Origin of the sequence: Arcobacter sp. F155 (genome assembly GCF_004116455.1) — a bacterium.
In the GTDB taxonomy this organism is placed as follows: Bacteria; Campylobacterota; Campylobacteria; order Campylobacterales; family Arcobacteraceae; genus Halarcobacter.
This window is the reverse complement of sequence record NZ_PDJU01000011.1, coordinates 32,776-50,749: the sequence shown is the minus strand read 5'-3', so window position 1 is coordinate 50,749 and position 17,974 is coordinate 32,776. Positions and strand designations below refer to the sequence as shown.

At 29.9% G+C, this 17,974-nt stretch carries 18 protein-coding genes; 15 read left to right on the top strand and 3 right to left on the bottom strand.

The window, feature by feature from the left end:
- Nucleotides 1–17 precede the first annotated feature (17 nt).
- Nucleotides 18–584 carry a thiamine phosphate synthase gene (locus CRV03_RS11485; protein ID WP_258239079.1) on the top strand — a complete coding sequence of 189 codons (567 nt, stop codon included), beginning with the start codon at nucleotides 18–20 and terminating at the stop codon, nucleotides 582–584.
- Here the strand turns inward: CRV03_RS11485 and CRV03_RS11480 are convergent.
- On the bottom strand, nucleotides 581–3,307 hold the full coding sequence (locus CRV03_RS11480; RefSeq protein WP_129085286.1) for a RecB-like helicase: 2,727 nt from the start codon (nucleotides 3,305–3,307) through the stop codon (nucleotides 581–583). The two genes, CRV03_RS11485 and CRV03_RS11480, sit on opposite strands and share 4 nt — an antisense overlap.
- A gap of 110 nt (nucleotides 3,308–3,417) precedes the next feature.
- Here CRV03_RS11480 and CRV03_RS11475 point away from each other — a divergent pair, with 110 nt between their 5' ends.
- The 7 genes from CRV03_RS11475 (at nucleotide 3,418) to CRV03_RS11445 (ending at nucleotide 11,049) form a co-directional block, all read left to right on the top strand.
- Entirely contained in the window at nucleotides 3,418–5,241 is a 1,824-nt protein-coding gene (locus CRV03_RS11475) for a GGDEF domain-containing protein (RefSeq protein ID WP_129085285.1), read from the top strand.
- A 68-nt stretch (nucleotides 5,242–5,309) separates the two neighbouring features.
- Nucleotides 5,310–6,212 carry an acetylglutamate kinase gene (gene argB / locus CRV03_RS11470; protein ID WP_129085284.1) on the top strand — a complete coding sequence of 301 codons (903 nt, stop codon included), beginning with the start codon at nucleotides 5,310–5,312 and terminating at the stop codon, nucleotides 6,210–6,212.
- 126 nt (nucleotides 6,213–6,338) lie between these two features.
- A complete protein-coding gene (thrC, locus tag CRV03_RS11465; protein WP_129085283.1) occupies nucleotides 6,339–7,817 on the top strand; it encodes a threonine synthase in 1,479 nt (492 codons plus the stop codon).
- Between the two features lie 148 nt (nucleotides 7,818–7,965).
- Nucleotides 7,966–8,469: a Rieske 2Fe-2S domain-containing protein gene (locus CRV03_RS11460; protein WP_129085282.1), complete on the top strand. Its 504-nt coding sequence runs from the start codon at nucleotides 7,966–7,968 to the stop codon at nucleotides 8,467–8,469.
- Nucleotides 8,470–8,479: 10 nt separating this feature from the next.
- The gene (locus CRV03_RS11455; RefSeq protein WP_129085281.1) at nucleotides 8,480–9,727 is read left to right on the top strand and encodes a cytochrome bc complex cytochrome b subunit; all 1,248 of its coding nucleotides are present in this window, start codon (nucleotides 8,480–8,482) and stop codon (nucleotides 9,725–9,727) included.
- Entirely contained in the window at nucleotides 9,727–10,611 is an 885-nt protein-coding gene (locus tag CRV03_RS11450) for a c-type cytochrome (protein ID WP_129085280.1), read from the top strand. The genes CRV03_RS11455 and CRV03_RS11450 overlap by 1 nt, the downstream gene beginning before the upstream one ends.
- A 42-nt stretch (nucleotides 10,612–10,653) precedes the next feature.
- Nucleotides 10,654–11,049 (top strand): hypothetical protein, encoded by a 396-nt coding sequence (locus CRV03_RS11445; protein WP_129085279.1) that lies wholly within the window; start codon nucleotides 10,654–10,656, stop codon nucleotides 11,047–11,049.
- Between the two features lie 45 nt (nucleotides 11,050–11,094).
- Here the strand turns inward: CRV03_RS11445 and CRV03_RS11440 are convergent, their stop codons facing one another.
- Both CRV03_RS11440 and CRV03_RS11435 read right to left on the bottom strand, forming a co-directional pair.
- A complete protein-coding gene (locus CRV03_RS11440) occupies nucleotides 11,095–11,766 on the bottom strand; it encodes a 16S rRNA (uracil(1498)-N(3))-methyltransferase (RefSeq protein WP_129085278.1) in 672 nt (223 codons plus the stop codon).
- A complete protein-coding gene (locus tag CRV03_RS11435; protein WP_129085277.1) occupies nucleotides 11,767–12,171 on the bottom strand; it encodes a hypothetical protein in 405 nt (134 codons plus the stop codon).
- A gap of 72 nt (nucleotides 12,172–12,243) precedes the next feature.
- Between CRV03_RS11435 and CRV03_RS11430 the strand changes: the two genes are divergently transcribed.
- The 7 genes from CRV03_RS11430 (at nucleotide 12,244) to CRV03_RS11400 (ending at nucleotide 17,963) form a co-directional block, all read left to right on the top strand.
- Entirely contained in the window at nucleotides 12,244–13,470 is a 1,227-nt protein-coding gene (locus tag CRV03_RS11430; RefSeq protein ID WP_129085276.1) for a molybdopterin molybdotransferase MoeA, read from the top strand.
- Nucleotides 13,463–14,140, top strand: coding sequence for a 7-cyano-7-deazaguanine synthase QueC (queC, locus tag CRV03_RS11425; protein ID WP_129085275.1), 678 nt, complete (start codon nucleotides 13,463–13,465; stop codon nucleotides 14,138–14,140). The genes CRV03_RS11430 and queC overlap by 8 nt, the downstream gene beginning before the upstream one ends.
- A 3-nt stretch (nucleotides 14,141–14,143) precedes the next feature.
- Nucleotides 14,144–14,677, top strand: a complete 534-nt coding sequence (locus tag CRV03_RS11420; protein ID WP_129085274.1) for a 6-carboxytetrahydropterin synthase — start codon at nucleotides 14,144–14,146, stop codon at nucleotides 14,675–14,677.
- A complete protein-coding gene (locus CRV03_RS11415; RefSeq protein WP_258239078.1) occupies nucleotides 14,664–15,419 on the top strand; it encodes a 7-carboxy-7-deazaguanine synthase QueE in 756 nt (251 codons plus the stop codon). Before CRV03_RS11420 ends, CRV03_RS11415 begins: the two co-directional genes overlap by 14 nt.
- 111 nt (nucleotides 15,420–15,530) lie before the next feature.
- The gene (fabG, locus tag CRV03_RS11410) at nucleotides 15,531–16,274 is read left to right on the top strand and encodes a 3-oxoacyl-ACP reductase FabG (RefSeq protein WP_129085273.1); all 744 of its coding nucleotides are present in this window, start codon (nucleotides 15,531–15,533) and stop codon (nucleotides 16,272–16,274) included.
- Nucleotides 16,275–16,336: 62 nt separating this feature from the next.
- On the top strand, nucleotides 16,337–16,567 hold the full coding sequence (acpP, locus tag CRV03_RS11405) for an acyl carrier protein (protein ID WP_114839973.1): 231 nt from the start codon (nucleotides 16,337–16,339) through the stop codon (nucleotides 16,565–16,567).
- 136 nt (nucleotides 16,568–16,703) lie between these two features.
- Nucleotides 16,704–17,963: a beta-ketoacyl-ACP synthase II gene (locus tag CRV03_RS11400; RefSeq protein ID WP_129085272.1), complete on the top strand. Its 1,260-nt coding sequence runs from the start codon at nucleotides 16,704–16,706 to the stop codon at nucleotides 17,961–17,963.
- The last annotated feature ends 11 nt before the right edge of the window (nucleotides 17,964–17,974 follow it).

Below are 17,974 nucleotides of genomic sequence, written 5' to 3'. Positions count from 1 at the left end.
TAAAAGGAATAAACAAAATGAGAGATGATTTGGTTAGTTATCTAATAACTGATCCTGAATACTATTCAAATGATTTAATATTATTTGAAAAAAACCTAAGAAAAGTTTTTAATTCTAAAAAAATTGATATGGCTTGTTTTAGAGATAAACAATCTTCAAACTATAAAGAACTAGCAGAAGTTTTTGTTAAAGTTTGCAAAGAGTTTAATATAAAAAAGATTTTATTAAATGAAAACTATAAACTAGCACATGAACTAAAAGCACATGGTGTTCATCTTACATCAAAACAGTTCGATGATATTCAAAAGGCAAAAGATTTAGACCTTTATACTATTATCTCATGCCACAATTTTACAGATGTAGAAAATGCACAAAAAAAACATATAAATGCAATTACTTACTCTCCAATATTTGATACACCAAATAAAGGTGAACCAAAAGGAATGTCAAAATTAAGAGAAGTAATTAGGTCATATGAAGATTTAGATGTAATTGCCTTAGGTGGCATAGTAAATGAAGATAATCTAAAACTCATTTCAAAGACTAGAGCCTATGGCTTTGCTTCAATTAGGTATTTTATTTAAACCTTTTTTAGCTTAGCCATATCCTCATTTAAATAGACAATATAAGTATAAACCTCATCAGAGGCTAAAATATCTTTTATTGCCTTTTTATAATAACTTACTTGATAAACATGCTCTTGTAATTCACCCTTTGTAGTTTTATAATCAAAGATATAATACTTATTATCTTTTTCAACAAGTAAATCTATAATCCTTAACTCATTTTTATAAATAAGTGATTGTTCTTTACTATAGTTACCCTCTTTTACTAACTCTAAAAATTCACTATTTACTAAAAGATTAGAAACTCTATTTTTGATATTTTGAATATCATTTTCATCTAAATAGTTTGAATATCTATTTCTTACGATATTTATAGCTAGATTTAATGAATTCTCATCAAAACTATTCATCATTTCTAAGCAATAGTGAGTTGCTATACCAAAATATTTTGCATGTAAAGTATACTCTTCATCCTCATTTTCTACACTTATTGGTTTATCTTGTTTACCTAAGTTAAGTGCTTGATATAATACTTTAGATGTTTTCTCATAGTTTTTAGTTTTATTATCACTAACAACTATTTCTCCTAAAATATTTGGTTTTAAATCAAGTAGGTCAAAAACTGACTTTTCAGGCTTTTTAAATATTATCATATTCTTTTTTGCCCTTGTCATAGCAACATATAAAATATTTAATTCATCTTCAAACTCTAAAGATTTCTCTTTTTTTAAAGCTTCTTTATATTCAATACTATAATTATCCAAACCACCAATTTTATAATAAATATTTTTTAAATTTACATCATCATATTCAAATAATAATGAATCTCTATTAGCTACTTTTTGTTTTATTCTATCAAGTAATAATACAGTATGGAACTCCAAACCTTTTGATTTAAAGATAGTTAAAATCTGTAAACCTATTTGCTCAGAGTTTTCTATTGACGCATCTAATTCATCAATTTCATATACAAAGTCAACTACATTTTTATATGAAGAACAAAGCTCTACAAACTTTATAACATTGTCATCTGTTACATTTAAAGCTTGTGCTATTTTTAATACTGATTCTTGCACACTTTTATATTTTAAATCAATATCTAATTCAAATTGTGTTTCAGGCTTCTTTCCTATGATTGCATTTAAATTCTCTTTATAAATACTCTCTTGAAAATAAAGATATTTGATTGCATTTATAATAGCTTTTACATTCTCTTGATTTATTAACTTTGATGTCATCTCTGTACTAATTTTTAAACTTGGGAACATCTTTTTTAAATAAGAGTATAGATTTAATACATCATCGTTTGTATATGTTAATATTGCTATATCATTACTATTTACACCTTTTTGCATAAGCTCAGATATTTTTTTAGCTATATTTGCATACTTTTCATCTTCTAATAATGCCTCATCTTCAAGTACTTCTACATACCCATCTTTATGAATTGGTATTTGGTCATGATACTCATATGAAACTAACTTATTAAAAGATTGATTTACATAATTAACTACTTTTTCACATGACCTAAAGTTTGTATTTAAAACCTCAACATTTACCATTGGGTTTGTTTTTAATACATAATCAAATAGTTCTCTTTTTCCACCTCTAAATCTATAAATAGACTGCTTTGTATCTCCAACATAAAAGAAGGTTTTAAACTCAGAACTTGAAAGTATCTCTTCAATCAATGGTTGTAAAATCTTATATTGTAAAAGTGAAGTATCTTGAAACTCATCGATTAATATATGAGAGAAGTTAGAGTCTAATCTAAAGTATAAAAACTCTTTATCAATCTTTGTACTTAATAGCTCATAACAAATATTTGAAATATCATCAAAGTGTAAGTAATTTTTAGAACTATTATATTTTCTTTTATACTCTTTGAAAAGATTGTATAGTTCAAATAATCTACTTAAAGAAAAAGTAGACCTCAACTTATAGTAGTTTCCTACTTGCTCTTTTGTTTTGGCAAAATATTGTTCTAAAGTCTCATTTGCACATTTCTTGAAATATGAATACTCCCCTGCACTATTCTTCTCTAACCATTTTTTAGAGATTAGTTCATCAAAATTTTCATACTCAACTGCTTTTATTGCACTTTTTGAAGCATTTGGACAGTTTAAAATAAACTCTTTTATTTTTAAACCTTCAGTTAAAGCCTCTTTTTTTTGTATTTCTATTAATGAAAGATCTATATTTACAACATCAACTGTCTCACCCTTTTCAAAAATATTTTTAAATATTTCAAAGATAGAGTTATACTTTTTATTTTCAAATAAAGAGAAATCAATCAATTTATCAAAACTATCTATGTCTAAAGATTGTAGAAATTTACTACTTAGTTTCTCTACATCATCCTCTTTAATTTCAAAATCATCATTTATTCCAGCATATCCACTAAACTCTCTTAAAATCTTATTTACAAACTTATCAATAGTAAATATAGATAAAGAAGCATTAGAAAAGATATGTACAAGTTGTTCTTTTCTACTTAGTATTTCTTCTTTAGAAAAACCTGACTGCTCTTGTATTGCACCTAAATATGCCTCATCTTCTCCAAGTGAAAGCAAAGTTTTATAAATTCTTTCACTCATCTCATTTGCAGCTTTATTTGTAAAGGTTAGTGTTAATATCTCTTTAGGACTAGCACCTTTTAATAATAATGTTATATATCTTACTGTTAAGGCGAAAGTTTTCCCACTTCCTGCACTTGCTTTTAATGCTAAATATTTTTTCATAACAGAATAATACAAAAATAATCATTTATATCTATATAACTATAAGTTTTTTTATAATTTTACTGTTATAATATATTTTAAGATTATTATCAGCGAAGAAGAGATACTGAATGCAGACAAAAAATAAGATTATTCTACTTGTTATTTCGATTATTTCCTTTACTTTTTTTCTAATCACTATAGACATGGTCTATAACTTTAGAAATTATGGTATTCAATCAATTGATGATAAAGCAAAGGCTGTTGCAAAAACAGTAGAGCACTCATTGACTTCCCAAATGGTGAGTGGAGTTATTGATGATAGAGAACTTTTCTTAAGTCAATTAGAAGATATTCCAAATATTGATAAGATTTGGTTAAGTAGATCTCAAAAAGTAATCGATATGTATGGAAAAGGGTTCAATAATGAAACTGCAAGAGATGATGTCGATAGAGAAGTTTTACAAACTGGTGAAACAAAAAAAGTTATAAATGACAAAATCTTCTCACAAAGTACATATAGAATCACTATTCCATATAATGCAACAAGCAAAGGCAAAATCAATTGTATGTCTTGTCATACAAATGCACAAGAAGGTGATACTTTAGGTGCTATTTCTATTGAAATGTCTATTGATGACTCAAAGCAAATAGGTATTAGAACTATTACCGATACACTACTTATTGCATCTGTTTTAATGATTGTAATTATTTTCTTACTAAACTTTATTATTTCTCCATTCCTTTCACTATTTGATTCTATTAAAAGAGTTATGAATAAAGCCCAACAAGGTGATTATTCATATAGAATTCAAAATCCAAAAGGAAAAGAAGCAAAAGATGTTGCTCTTTGGATTAATGGTTTACTTGAAAAACTAGAGATAACTTTAGAGGCAATTGATTCTAAAATCTCTATTTTCTTATCTGAAAACCATAAAGTAACAGATAAAGACCACTTAATCAATGTAAAAAATACAGTAGATAGACTATCTGATGTTTATAAATTTAGAAAAACAATTGAGTATGATGAAACAATTGATGATGTATATAATAGACTTGCAGAAGTTTTAAAAATAAAACTAGGAATTAGTAAGTTTAATTTCTTTGAGATAAGTACAATTACAAACGAGATTAACCTTGTTCACAGTGAAGCAAAAGTTATCTGTAATATTTTTGATGAAGGTTGTAGAGCAGATAGAACAAATACAACTATAGACTCAACACAATTTAAAGATATCTGTCCTGCATGTCCATCATGTGATAAGACAAACTATTTTTGTGTACCTTATGCTATTTCAAATGAGCTTGATTTAATTATTTCAATTTATACAGATACAGTAAATCAAACAATTGAAGTAAGAGAAATGATTCCATATATTCAAGATTATGTTGATGCTGCAAAAACAGTAATCGTAAGTAAAAAACTTATGAATATTTTAGAACACAATGCTCAAACTGATGCTTTAACTGATTTAAAAAATAGAAAATATCTAGAAGATGCTATTCCAAGTATTACTTCTCAAACTAAGCGTTCTGGTATAGCATATGGTGTGCTAATGCTTGATATTGATTACTTTAAAATGGTAAATGATACTTATGGTCATGATATTGGAGATAATGCAATCAAAATTGTAGCTCAAACTTTAAATGAAAATATCAGAGAATCAGATATTGCCGTTAGATTTGGTGGAGAAGAGTTTATTGTATTATTATATAATTGTGATGAAAAAGGTGCTATGGATGTTGCCGAAAAGATAAGAGTTAACTTTGCTAAAAAAGAGATTCCAACAGGTGGAAGTACAACACTACAAAAAACTATGAGTATCGGGGTGTCAATGTTCCCTGAAGATACTGAAGACTTAGAGGAAGCAATTAAATATGCTGACCTTGCACTATATAAAGCAAAAAATAGTGGAAGAAACAAAGTTATTAGGTTTGATCAGTCTTTAGTTTAAAAATTAAAACCTTAAGATTATTTTAGGTAAAATATTTGCCTTAAAAATAATAATCTTAGGGAACTTCTATGCAAAAAAAACAACATAAGGTACAAACCCTTCTTGACGCGATACCTCATATTAAAAAATTCTATGGAAAAACTATTGTTATTAAATATGGTGGTTCTGCACAAACAAGTCCTGAACTAAAAGAAAAATTTGCTGAAGATATTGTTCTTCTTTCTCTTGTGGGAATTAAGCCAGTAATTGTACATGGTGGTGGAGCAAGAATTTCTGAACTTCTTGATAAATTAGAAATACACTCAGAGTTTGTAGACGGACATAGAGTTACATCTGAAGAGACTATGAGAGTAGTTGAAATGGTACTTAGTGGTGAAATCAACAAAAATATCACTTCTTTATTAAATCATCACGGTGCTAAAGCTATTGGTATTTCAGGAAAAGACTCTGCTATTATCAAAGCTACTCCAAAAGAGAATGGAAAATTTGGTTATACAGGTGTAATTACAGAAGTAAATGGAACTATGATTAATAATCTTATTAAAGAAGGTTTCATTCCTGTTATTGCTCCTATTGCTGATAGTGCAAAACCAAATCACCCTGGATATAACATCAATGCAGATGTTGCAGCAAGTAAAGTAGCTCAAGCAATTGGAGCTCAAAAAGTTCTATTTTTAACTGATACAGTTGGAGTTTTAAATAAAGAGGGTGAACTTTTAAACTCACTTGATAAAGATGATGTTGATGGGTATAAAGCAGATGGAACAATTGCAGGTGGAATGATACCTAAAGTTGATTCTTGCGTAGATGCAATTTATAACGGTGTAAACAAAGCACACATTATTGATGGAAGAGTTGAGCATTCAATTTTATTAGAACTATTTACTAGTGATGGAATTGGTACACAATTTCTTAGGAAAGACAATCCCAATAATGGCATAGATATGGAAAAATTATTAAACGAACAATAAAATAAGAGTAACTCGTTACTCCTTTAGAGTTTGTTTATTTAGCTAAAATTCACTTTTAGCGCTAAAAGAAATTAAAAAATAAAATAAAAGGTCCCTTCAAAATTGGGACAATTTTAAGGAAATATAATGAATTTTATAGAAACAAGAGGAAATGACGGTATAAATCCAAAAGAAGTTAGCTTCTCAGATGCAATTTTAAGTCCAAGTGCATCTTTTGGTGGATTATATGTACCTAAAGAATTACCACAACTAGAAGAAAACTTTTTACAAAACCATATTAATTCTTCATATAAAGAGCTTGCATACGATATTTTAAAAGCTTTTGAAATTGATATTGAAGAAGAGGAAATCAAAAAAGCTCTTGACCTTTATGATAACTTTGATGATGCATCAAACCCTTGTCCAGTAGTAAAAGTAAAAGATGACTTATTTGTACATGAACAATACCATGGACCAACAAGAGCTTTCAAAGATATGGCTTTACAACCTTTTGGTTCTATTCTTTCTTCAATTGCTAAAAAAAGAGATGAAAAATATTTAATTTTAGCTGCTACATCTGGTGATACTGGGCCAGCTGCATTAAATACATTTAAAAATAAAGAGAATATTCAAATCGCTTGTATGTATCCAGATGGTGGAACATCAGATGTACAAAGACTTCAAATGGTATGTGAAGATGGTCACAACCAAAAAATTATTGGTATCAAAGGAAATTTTGATGATGCACAAAATGCATTAAAAAATCTTCTTAGTTCTCAATCATTTAAAGATGAGTTAGAAAATGATGGCATTAAACTAAGTGCTGCAAACTCAGTAAACTTTGGAAGAATTATTTTCCAAATTATCTATCACTTCTGGTCATATATTCAACTTCTTAAACAAGATGAAATTAAATTTGGAGAAAAAATCTATTTAGTTGTTCCATCTGGAAACTTTGGAAATGTACTTGGTGGATTCTATGCAAAACATATGGGTGTTCCAATTCAAAAACTTTTAGTAGCTTCAAATGAAAACAATATTTTAACTGAGTGGATTAATACTGGTATTTATGATATCAGAGATAAAGAGCTTATTCTTACAAAATCTCCTGCAATGGATATTTTAAAATCTTCAAATATCGAAAGAGTTATGTTCTCACTATTTGGTGCAAAAAGAACAAAAGAGTTATTTGATAATCTAAATAAAGATAACATCTTTACACTAACAGAAGATGAAACAAAACTTTTACAAGAAGAGTTCTCAGCTATAAACTCTGATGATGCATATGGAGCAAAAATTATCAAATCATATTTAGATGATGGATATTTAATGGACCCACATACTGCAACTTGTATAAAAGCATATGAGAATTTAAGAGAAGAGAAACTAAAAACAGTAATTTATTCAACTGCTGAATGGACAAAATTCTCTCCAACAGTATTAAATGCTTTAAATGAAGATAGCAAAACTTATGCGGATAAAGAAGCATTAGAAGAGATTTCATCTAAATTTAACGCAAACTTACCACAATCAATTTCTTCACTTTTTGGATCGAAAATAAACCATAATATTATCATCGAAAAAGAAAAAATAGAAGAGGAAATCGTAAAATTTATTAGAGACTAAAATGTCTTTAATAAGTTTACCTTATAAATCTACTGTGTAGATTAACTACACATCTCTCAATAAATCGGCTTTTTTTGACCTCAATCATAATTTTTTAAGAAAATTAACTATATAATGTATAGATTTAATTTTAAAATAAGGAAGCTAAATGTCTAACGATACAAATAGACGGGATTTTCTAGGTTATTCATTTGCAGCTGTTGCGGCAGTTGGTGGAGCTGCTGCACTTGTTGGTATGAAACAAGTGTGGGATCCATTACCAAGTGTATTAGCTAGCGGATTTACGAATGTTGAGCTTAACGGACTAAAAGCTGGTGAACCGATCACTGTTATGTGGAGAGGTAAACCAATTTTTGTTCTTAAGAAAACTGCAGATATGGAAAAGTCAGATAGAGATTTAATCATCGGTGAAGATAGATACACTGTTGCTATTGGTCTTTGTACTCACTTAGGTTGTATTCCAGCATGGAAGAAAACACAATGGAAATGTGCATGTCACGGTGGTGAGTTTAATGCAAGTGGTAAACAAACTTTTGGACCTCCTCCAAGACCTCTTGATTTACCTCCATTCGCTGTTCAAGGTTCTCAGATTGTTCTTGGTGAAGAAGGACCTGAATACAAAAAAATCGCTGCTGCGATGGCAACGGCATAAGGAGTAGTTTATGGCAAAATTTGAAAAAGCTAACTCTGTAGGTGAGTGGTTAGACCAAAGACTTAATACTACAGCATTAACTAAAGTTTTAATGACTGAGTACTGGATTCCAAAAGATATTAACTTCTTATGGGCAATGGGTGTTCTTTTAGCAGTAACATTTAAAATCTTAGTTATTTCTGGTCTATTCTTAATGATGTACTACAAGCCAGATGTTGCATTAGCATTTGACTCTGTAAACTATACAATCATGCAAGAAGTTGCTTATGGTTGGTTATTTAGACATATGCATGGTGTTGCAGCTTCGGTTGTATTCTTAATTATCTATATTCACATGTTTACTGGAATCTACTATGGTTCTTATAAGCAAGGTAGAGAGATGATTTGGATTTCTGGTATGTTATTATTTATGACATTCTCAGCTGCTGGATTCTCTGGATATATGTTACCATGGGGACAAATGTCTTACTGGGCTGCAATGGTTATTACTAACTTATTTGGTGGTGTTCCAGTTATTGGTGATGCTTTAGTTGTATGGATCAGAGGTGACTTCAACGTTGCTGATGCTACATTAACTAGATTCTTCATGTTACACGTATTCTTATTACCTATCGTAATTATGGGTGTTATTGGATTACACTTCTATACATTAAGAATTCCTCACGTTAATAATCAAGAGGGTGCAGATATCGATTATGATGCGGAAGCTGAAAAATATCTATCTGGAAACAAAAAAGAATCTAAAGTTATTCCTTTCTGGCCAGTATTTATTTCTAAAGACTTTGCTATTTTAGGTATTTTCTTAATTTTCTATTTCTACTTAGTGTTCTTCCACTATAACTTTGCTATGGACCCAGTTAACTTCGACCCAGCAGATGCAATGGTAACTCCAGCGCACATTTACCCAGAGTGGTATTTCTTATGGTCATATGAAGTATTAAGAGGTTTCTTCTTTGATGTTGGTCCTATTAAAGCATTTGATATTGGTTTAGCAGCATTTGGATTTGCAAATGTTATTTTCTTAGTATTACCATGGTTAGACAGAGATCCTGCAATTTTACCAGCACATAAAAGACCTGGATTTAGAGTATGGTTCTGGATTTTAATGGTTGACTTAATTGTATTAACTGTTTATGGTAAATTACCTCCAACAGGTATTAATGCTTGGGTTGGATTCGCTTCAGCTTCAGTATTTATTTTATTATTTGTAGCATTACCATTTGTTACGAAATCAGATGCTAAAAAGAGAGGTGCATAATGAGAGAATTAAAAATTTTAGCAGTTGTAGTAGCATTTACTCTTGTTACTTACTGGGGTGTTGAGCCATTTGCTCACTCTCAGATGCATCCACATGTAGATCCAGCTGATTATAAATTCACTGATGTACAAGAAGATGTTAAAGATGTTAAAGCTTTAAGTGGAAACGCTCAAAATGGTGCAGCATTAGTTCAAGCTAACTGTACTGCTTGTCACTCTATTGAGAAAGAAGGTTTCCCTCAATTAATGGATAACGCTAGCGCTGCTGCAGCTTATGGTGTTGTTCCACCAGATTTATCTACTGCAGGTAAAATTTACAATGCTGATTATTTAGCTGCGTTTATTAAAGATCCTGTAAAAGCTTCTAAAGTTGGTCACAAATTCCAAGATGGAAGAGTTCATCCAATGCCAGGTTATGGTTGGATGCAACCACAAGAGATTGCTGATATGGTAGCATATTTACAATCTATTGCTCCTGCTGAAATGACTAACAAAGAAGTATTCGTAGATGCTTGTCAAAGATGTCACGGTATTAAATATGGAGATATGAAAGGTGGTTCTATGGCTGCTAAAACTCCAGATGAAAATATCAAAGCATATATGGGTAAACTTCCTCCAGATTTATCACAATACATTAGATCAAGAGGTGAGTCTTACTTACATACTTTTGTTAATGATCCTCAAAAACACTTAGAGGGTACAGCTATGCCTAGAGTTGGTTTAACTGAAGAAGCAGAAACGCAAGCTATTAAATATATGGAAGAAGTTGGTGATTCTAAAAAAGCTGAAAGAGAAGCTTTAGGTCCTAAATTCTTAATCTATTTAGTTATTTTCGCGATTTTCGCTTGGTTATGGAAAGCAAGTAAATGGAGAGAAGTTCACTAAGAACTTCTTCTCTTATAATAAACTCATAGGGAGAGGCTTATAATGAAATTATTAAAAATTTTAGCAGCAGTAGCACTTACAGTAAGTATTTCTTCTGCTCAAGACGTTATGCAAAAATCAATGAATATCATGGAACAAGGTATGAGTGAGATTCAAAAAGGTTTTTTAAATAACTCTGTAGAACTAATTAAAAGTGGTACAGCAAAAGTTAGAAAAGGTAATGAACTATTTTCTGACAAAAAAGTAATTGCTCAATATTTACCAGAGAATAAAAAACATATGGTAAACATTGCAGAAAATGCAGCACAAAGAATTAAACTTGATGCTAACGTTTTAGAATTAAATCTAGAAAATAATGCATACATCGATGCAGCTAATGCATATTCAGATATGATGAATGCATGTGCTAGATGTCACTCAATTGTTAGATCTTGGTAATTTAAAATAAGAAGATAAACTTTAAAGTTTATCTTTTTATTAAACTTATATAATAATCTTAGAAACTGCGCTTATTGCAGCTGTTTCACTTCTTAAAATCAAATTTGAATTAAACCCAACTATTTTATCAGTATCAAAAGTTTCTCTTTCTGTTTCTGAAAAACCACCTTCACAACCTAATAATAAAGTTTCTATTTCATCTTTTTTAGTCTCTATATTCTGCTTTGAAAAATCTAAAAGATAAACATTTTTATTTACTGATAAAAACTCATCTAAAGATTTACAAATTTCTAATTTTATGATAGAACTTCTTCCACATTGAGAAGAAGAGTTAAGTAGTATTTTTTCTAATTTTTCAAGGTTTAACTTGAAGTTTTTTTGTGAATACTCACAATATATAAATGTAATTTTTTCTAGTCCTAATTCATTTAATGAAGCAATATTCTTTTCAACTGTCTTAGGATCAACAACACACCAAGCAAGGTGTAGCTTTTTATCATTTTCTACAATTCTTTCTTCAAAAGATACAAGTTGTAGTCTTGCATCTTTTCTACTGATTTCAATAACTTTATAAAGGTAGATATTTTTATCATCTAAATTTCTAAAGTATATTTCATCTTCAATTTTATGACGTCTAGCTTTAAATAAATACTTATAAGTTTCATTATCAACAGTTAAAAACTCTTGTGAAGCTTCTTGGTGATAAGTAAACTGCATTTAAAATATCTTTGAAATCATATAAACAGAAACTAAAACTGCTATTTCAATTGTATATATTTTCTTTGCATATACTTTAAACTCTTCTTGTAATTGAATATCAGTTGTCTTAATAACTCTCATCTTTTTATATCTTTTAATCTCAATCACTAATAAAAATATTGCTGCTGCAATCATAATTACAACAGTAAAAGAAAAATGTTGTGCATAAGCAGATACAATTGCACCTGTATACATAACAATAGCATTTGTAAGATGATATAAAGGAGTCATAAACTTTAATCTTTTTGCTAAAGGTAAAAACTCTTTTGTAGTTGTTACTGAATATAAATTAAATAGCATAACCGCTAAAAAGAAATATACTGCAAATACGTGTGTGACTACGGCATCACTCATTAATTCCATGTTAAACTCACTTTTAAAAAATTTGGGTATTATAGCTTAATTGTCATAAGGTATTAGTAAAAAAGGATCTCCATGGCATTAAGCGTAGATAATGCATTAAAAACAATCTCAGAATTAATAGTAAATCCTAAATTTGAAATCATCCCAATAGAAGAATCTATAAATAGAATTTGTGCCCAAGACATAAATGCGAAGTTGGCACTTCCAAGATTTAACAACTCTGCTATGGATGGTTATGGCTTTAGATTTGAAGATATAAATAAAGAACTAAATATAATCGATACAGTTTTTGCAGGTGATAATAAAGATATCACTCTTAAAGAAGCAACTTGCATAAAAATCATGACAGGAGCAGTTGTTCCTGATGATGTAAATGTTATAGCACCAAAAGAGAATTGCACAGTTTTAGATAATGGAAATGTTCTAATAAATGATAAAACTTTAAAAGAATACTCTCATATACGATTTGTAGGTGAAGATGTAAATATTGATGATAAAGTATTAAGTAAAGGTGATGAAATAAATTTTGCTGATATTACACTACTTAGTTCTCAGGGTATTTCATACATAAATGTTTATAAAAAACCAAAGGTAGTTGTTTTTGCAAGTGGTGAAGAGTTAAAACTTCACTATGAAAAAATAGAAGACCATCAAATTTATAACTCAAATACCCCTACTCTTTTAACAAGATGCAAAGAGTTTAATTGTGATGTAACTTTTATAGGTCAAGCAAGGGACTCAATTGAATCATTACAAGAGCTAATAAAAAACTCACTTGATGCTGATTTAATTGTTACTTCTGGGGGAGTTTCTGTTGGAGATGCTGACTTTACAAACGAGGCATTTTTAAGTTTAGATTTTAAACAAATTTTTAGAGGTATTGAAATAAAACCAGGTAAGCCAACTATTTTTGGAAAAATAGAAAATACCTTTATTTTAAATTTACCAGGTAATCCTCTTGCTTCAGCTTTAATTTTTGAAGTTTTTGGAAAAGTTCTACTTCAAAAACTTTTAGGTTCTAATTCAATTTTTCATGGAACAATAAATGCAAAATTAGGAACTGATTTAAAAAATAAAAAAGGAAGAATTACTATAATTCCAGGTTTATTTGATGGAGAGTATTTCTTTCCAGAAGACAAAAGACTTCCAGGAATGGTATCTACCTTAAGTAGAAGTAACTGTATGATAGCACTTAGTGAAGATATCTCATCTTTAAAAAAAGATGCAATAGTTAAACTTCTACCAATAAATTGGAAATTTTTTAGAAAAGATTATAAGGATTTTATAACATATGAGTAGTACATCAAAAAAAGCAGTTTGTATTTTAAGTGGAGGAATGGACTCTACTTTAGCTTCATATATAGCAAAAAATGATGGTTACGAGATTATTGCAGTTCATTTTAACTATGGACAAAGAACAGAAAAAAGAGAGCTTCAAGCCTTTAGAGATATTTGTGAAGATTTACAAATTAAAGAAAAATATGAAATTGATATTCCTTTCTTCACACAAATCGGTGCTAGTGCTCTTACAGATAATAGCATAGATGTTCCAACAAGTGGAGTTGAAGATGGTGTTCCTGTAACTTATGTACCTTTTAGAAATGGAATTTTCCTTTCTATTGCAAGTGCAATTGCAGAAAAAGAAGAAGCAAGTGCATTATACATTGGAGTTGTTGAAGAAGATAGTTCTGGTTATCCAGATTGTACTGATGACTTTATCTATAAAATGACTAATGCAATTAACCAAGGAACAAAAGAGTCAACAAAAATAGAGATAAAAACTCCATTAGTTCATTTAATGAAAGATGAAATAGTAAAGAAATCTATAGAGTTAGATGTTCCATTAAAACATACTTGGTCATGCTACAAGGAAGAAGAAGCTGCTTGTGGTATATGTGATTCTTGTAGACTAAGGCTAAATGGGTTTAAAAAAGCCAACTCAACTGACCCAATAAAATACAAGGGATAAATTTTGACGTGGAAAATTTCAAAATCATTTGATTTTTGTTATGGACATAGAGTTTGGTCTCAAACTTTAAATAGTGAATATTCACTAGATCCATGTTTAAAGTGTAGACACCTGCATGGACATCAAGGTAAAATTGTGATTTTTTTAGAAGCTCAAAAATTAAAAGATGGAATGGTTACAGACTTTAAACACTTAAACTGGTTTAAACAGTTTTTAGATGATGTATTAGACCATAAATTTATTCTTGATATAAATGACCCACTATACCCTACTTTACTTCCTCACATAAAAAAAGAGGATTTAATTCATTTTGAAGAGGGTTATTATATTCCTAATATAGATAAAATTAAAGATGAGCAGAGTCATATAAAAGAGATGTATGAAGGATATGTAATAGTTGACTTTGTACCTACAAGTGAAAATCTATCAGCTTGGTTTTTAGAAATAGCAAGCAAAAAAATGCAAAAACTTGGAGTTAAAGTTTCAAGTGTAGAGTTTGCAGAAACTCCAAAAAGCAAAAGTCATGTCTTTGCTTGAAGTTAATGAAATCTTTGGTCCTACAATTCAAGGAGAAGGAAAACTAGTTGGTACTCCTTCTATTTTTATAAGACTTGGGAAGTGTAACTTTAGATGTGAAGGTTTCAGCGTAGAGTATGAAACGCCAAGTGGCATTAAAAAATGCTCATGTGATTCATATTATGCTGTAGATATGGCATTTAAAGACCAATGGCAAAAGATGACTGCAGAAGATGTAATCAAAGATGTTTTACAACTTGAACCTAACTACAAAATTGATATTGTTATTACTGGTGGAGAACCTCTTCTATATTGGAAAAATGAAGAGTTTCAAAACTTATTAAAGCATTATGTAGAGAATAATTATAAAGTAACTATTGAAACTAATGGCTCATTAAATATAGATTTAACTGAAACTTATCAGAAACAAATACTATTTTCTATGAGTGTAAAACTATCAAACTCTTTAGAACCTTTAAAGAAAAGAATTAATATAAATACACTAACAAAAATCATCAATGAAACAGATGGTTCTTACTTAAAATTTGTTATTGATGAAGACTTTAAAGAACAAGCTAGCAAAGAGATAAAAGAGCTAACAGCTCAACTACCAAAAGTAGATGTATACTTAATGCCAATGGGAGATACAGCAAAACAAATAAATGAAAATAGTGAGGCCGTTATTAACCTCTCAATTGAAAATGGATATAAGTATTGCGATAGACTTCATATAAGAGTTTGGGACAATAAAAGAGGTGTTTAAAATATTTTAGATATAATCTGTCTTTAATATAAAGAACAACTTGTTGTTCTCTTTAGAAGTCAAAAATAAAAGGTTTTCTTTTAATTGGAAACTATTTTAAGGATTTAATTTATGAATTTTACAGGTTCTAATGTATTAGTAACAGGTGCTAGTAGAGGAATTGGTGCAGAGATTGCAAAAACTCTTGCTAGTTTTGGTTTAAAAGTTTGGATTAACTATAGAAGTGGAGCGGAAGCTGCTGAAAAAATCAAAGAAGAGATTGAAGCTGCTGGTGGAAAAGCTGCAATAGTTAAAGCTGACGTAACTAAAGAAGATGAATTCACTGCTGCAATTAAAACAATTGTAGATGCAGATGGACAACTTTCATACTTAGTTAATAATGCTGGTATTACAAGAGATAAATTAGCACTAAGAATGTCTGTTGAAGATTTCAACGATGTTATTGCAGCAAACTTAACATCTGCATTTATTGGATGTAAAGGTGCTTTAAAAGCTATGGGTAAAAAGAAGTTTGGTTCTATTGTAAACATCTCTTCAATTGTTGGAGAAATGGGTAACCCAGGTCAGACAAATTATTCTGCTTCTAAAGGTGGATTAAATGCAATGACTAAATCATTTGCAAAAGAAGCTGCAGCTAGAGGTATTAGATATAATGCAGTAACTCCAGGTTTTATTCAAACAGATATGACTGATGAATTAAAAGATGAAGTTAAAGCTGAATATGAGAGAAATATCCCTCTAAGTAGATTTGGACAACCAAAAGAAATTGCAGATGCAGTAGCATTTTTATTGAGTGATCATTCATCGTATATTACAGGTGAAATACTAAAAGTAAATGGTGGATTATACGTTTAAAAAAGATTTATTAAATCTTTTTATGGTATAATTTGGCGATAATTTTAAAAAAGGAAAAGAATATGGCATTATTTGATGATGTAAAAGAAGTAGTAGTTGAGCAACTAGATTGTGATCCTGCAGAAGTTAAAGAAGAGTCTAAATTTATTGAAGATTTAGGTGCTGACTCATTAGACGTTGTTGAATTAGTTATGGCGTTAGAAGAGAAGTTCGATATCGAGATTCCAGACGAAGATGCAGAGGGTATCTTAACTGTTGCTGATGCTATCAAATACATCGAAGATAACGCGTAATTAATACGCTATTCTTATAATTTAAGCCAGTATTCTATACTGGCTTTTTTTTAACATTTTTTATTTTAATTGTTGAATTTTTAATAAATATTTTAAGAATTGAATTATTTAAATACTTATTTTTGGAGCATATTTAATGAAAAGAGTTGTTATAACAGGTTTAGGAACAATTAATTCAGTAGGTCACAATGTAGAGGATTCTTTCAATGCCGTAGTAAATGGTAAATGTGGAATCAATGAAATTACACTGTTTGATGCTAGTGAATATTCTGTTCAATTTGCAGGTGAGGTTAAAGATTTTGACCCAACTACTGTAATGGATAAAAAAGAAGTTAAAAAAGCTGATAGATTTATTCAATTAGGAATAAAAGCAGCTTATGAAGCGATGGATGATGCAGGATACATCAGTGCTGAAGATAAAAAAGTTAATGAATCAATTTCTGAAAGATTTGGAGTTATTTCAGCTTCAGGAATCGGTGGATTATCAACAATTGAGAAAAACTCAGTAACTTGTGCTAACAGAGGACCAAAAAGAATTTCACCATTCTTCATTCCTTCTTCATTAGTAAATATGTTAGGTGGATTTATTTCAATTGAGCATGGACTAAAAGGTCCTTCATTATCTCACGTAACAGCTTGTGCAGCTTCAACACACGCTTTAGCAGATGCAGTTAAAACTATTGCAACAAATGGTGCTGATAGAGTATTAGTTGTTGGTGCAGAAAGTGCTATTTGTGGTGCTGGAATTGGTGGATTTGCTGCAATGAAAGCATTATCTACTAGAAATGATGATCCACAAAGTGCTTCAAGACCATTTGATAAAGATAGAGATGGTTTTGTTATGGGAGAAGGTGCTGGTGCACTTGTACTTGAAACATTAGAATCAGCACAAGAAAGAGGTGCTAAAATCTATTGTGAAGTAATTGGATTTGGTGAATCAGGTGATGCAAATCACATTACAGCTCCTGTTATGGATGGTCCACTAAGATCAATGAAAGCTGCATTAGCTATGGCTAAAGCAAATACTGGTGAAGACATTAAAATTGACTATATCAATGCTCACGGTACATCAACTCCTGTTGGAGATGTAAATGAGTCTAAAGCAATTGTTGAGTTATTTGAAGGACTTGAAAACTGTCCTCCTGTAACTTCTACAAAAGGTCAAGTTGGTCACTGTTTAGGTGCAGCTGGTGCAATTGAAGCAATTTTTACTATCAAAGCACTAAATGAAGGAATTATTCCTCCAACAATTAATATTGAAAACCAAGATGAAGAGTGTAAACTAGATTACGTTCCTAATACTGCAAGAAAAGTAGAGTTAAATACTGTTATGAGTAATAACTTTGGTTTCGGTGGAACTAACGGTTCTGTAATATTCAGAAAACTAGAAAAGTAATATAGAGTTTA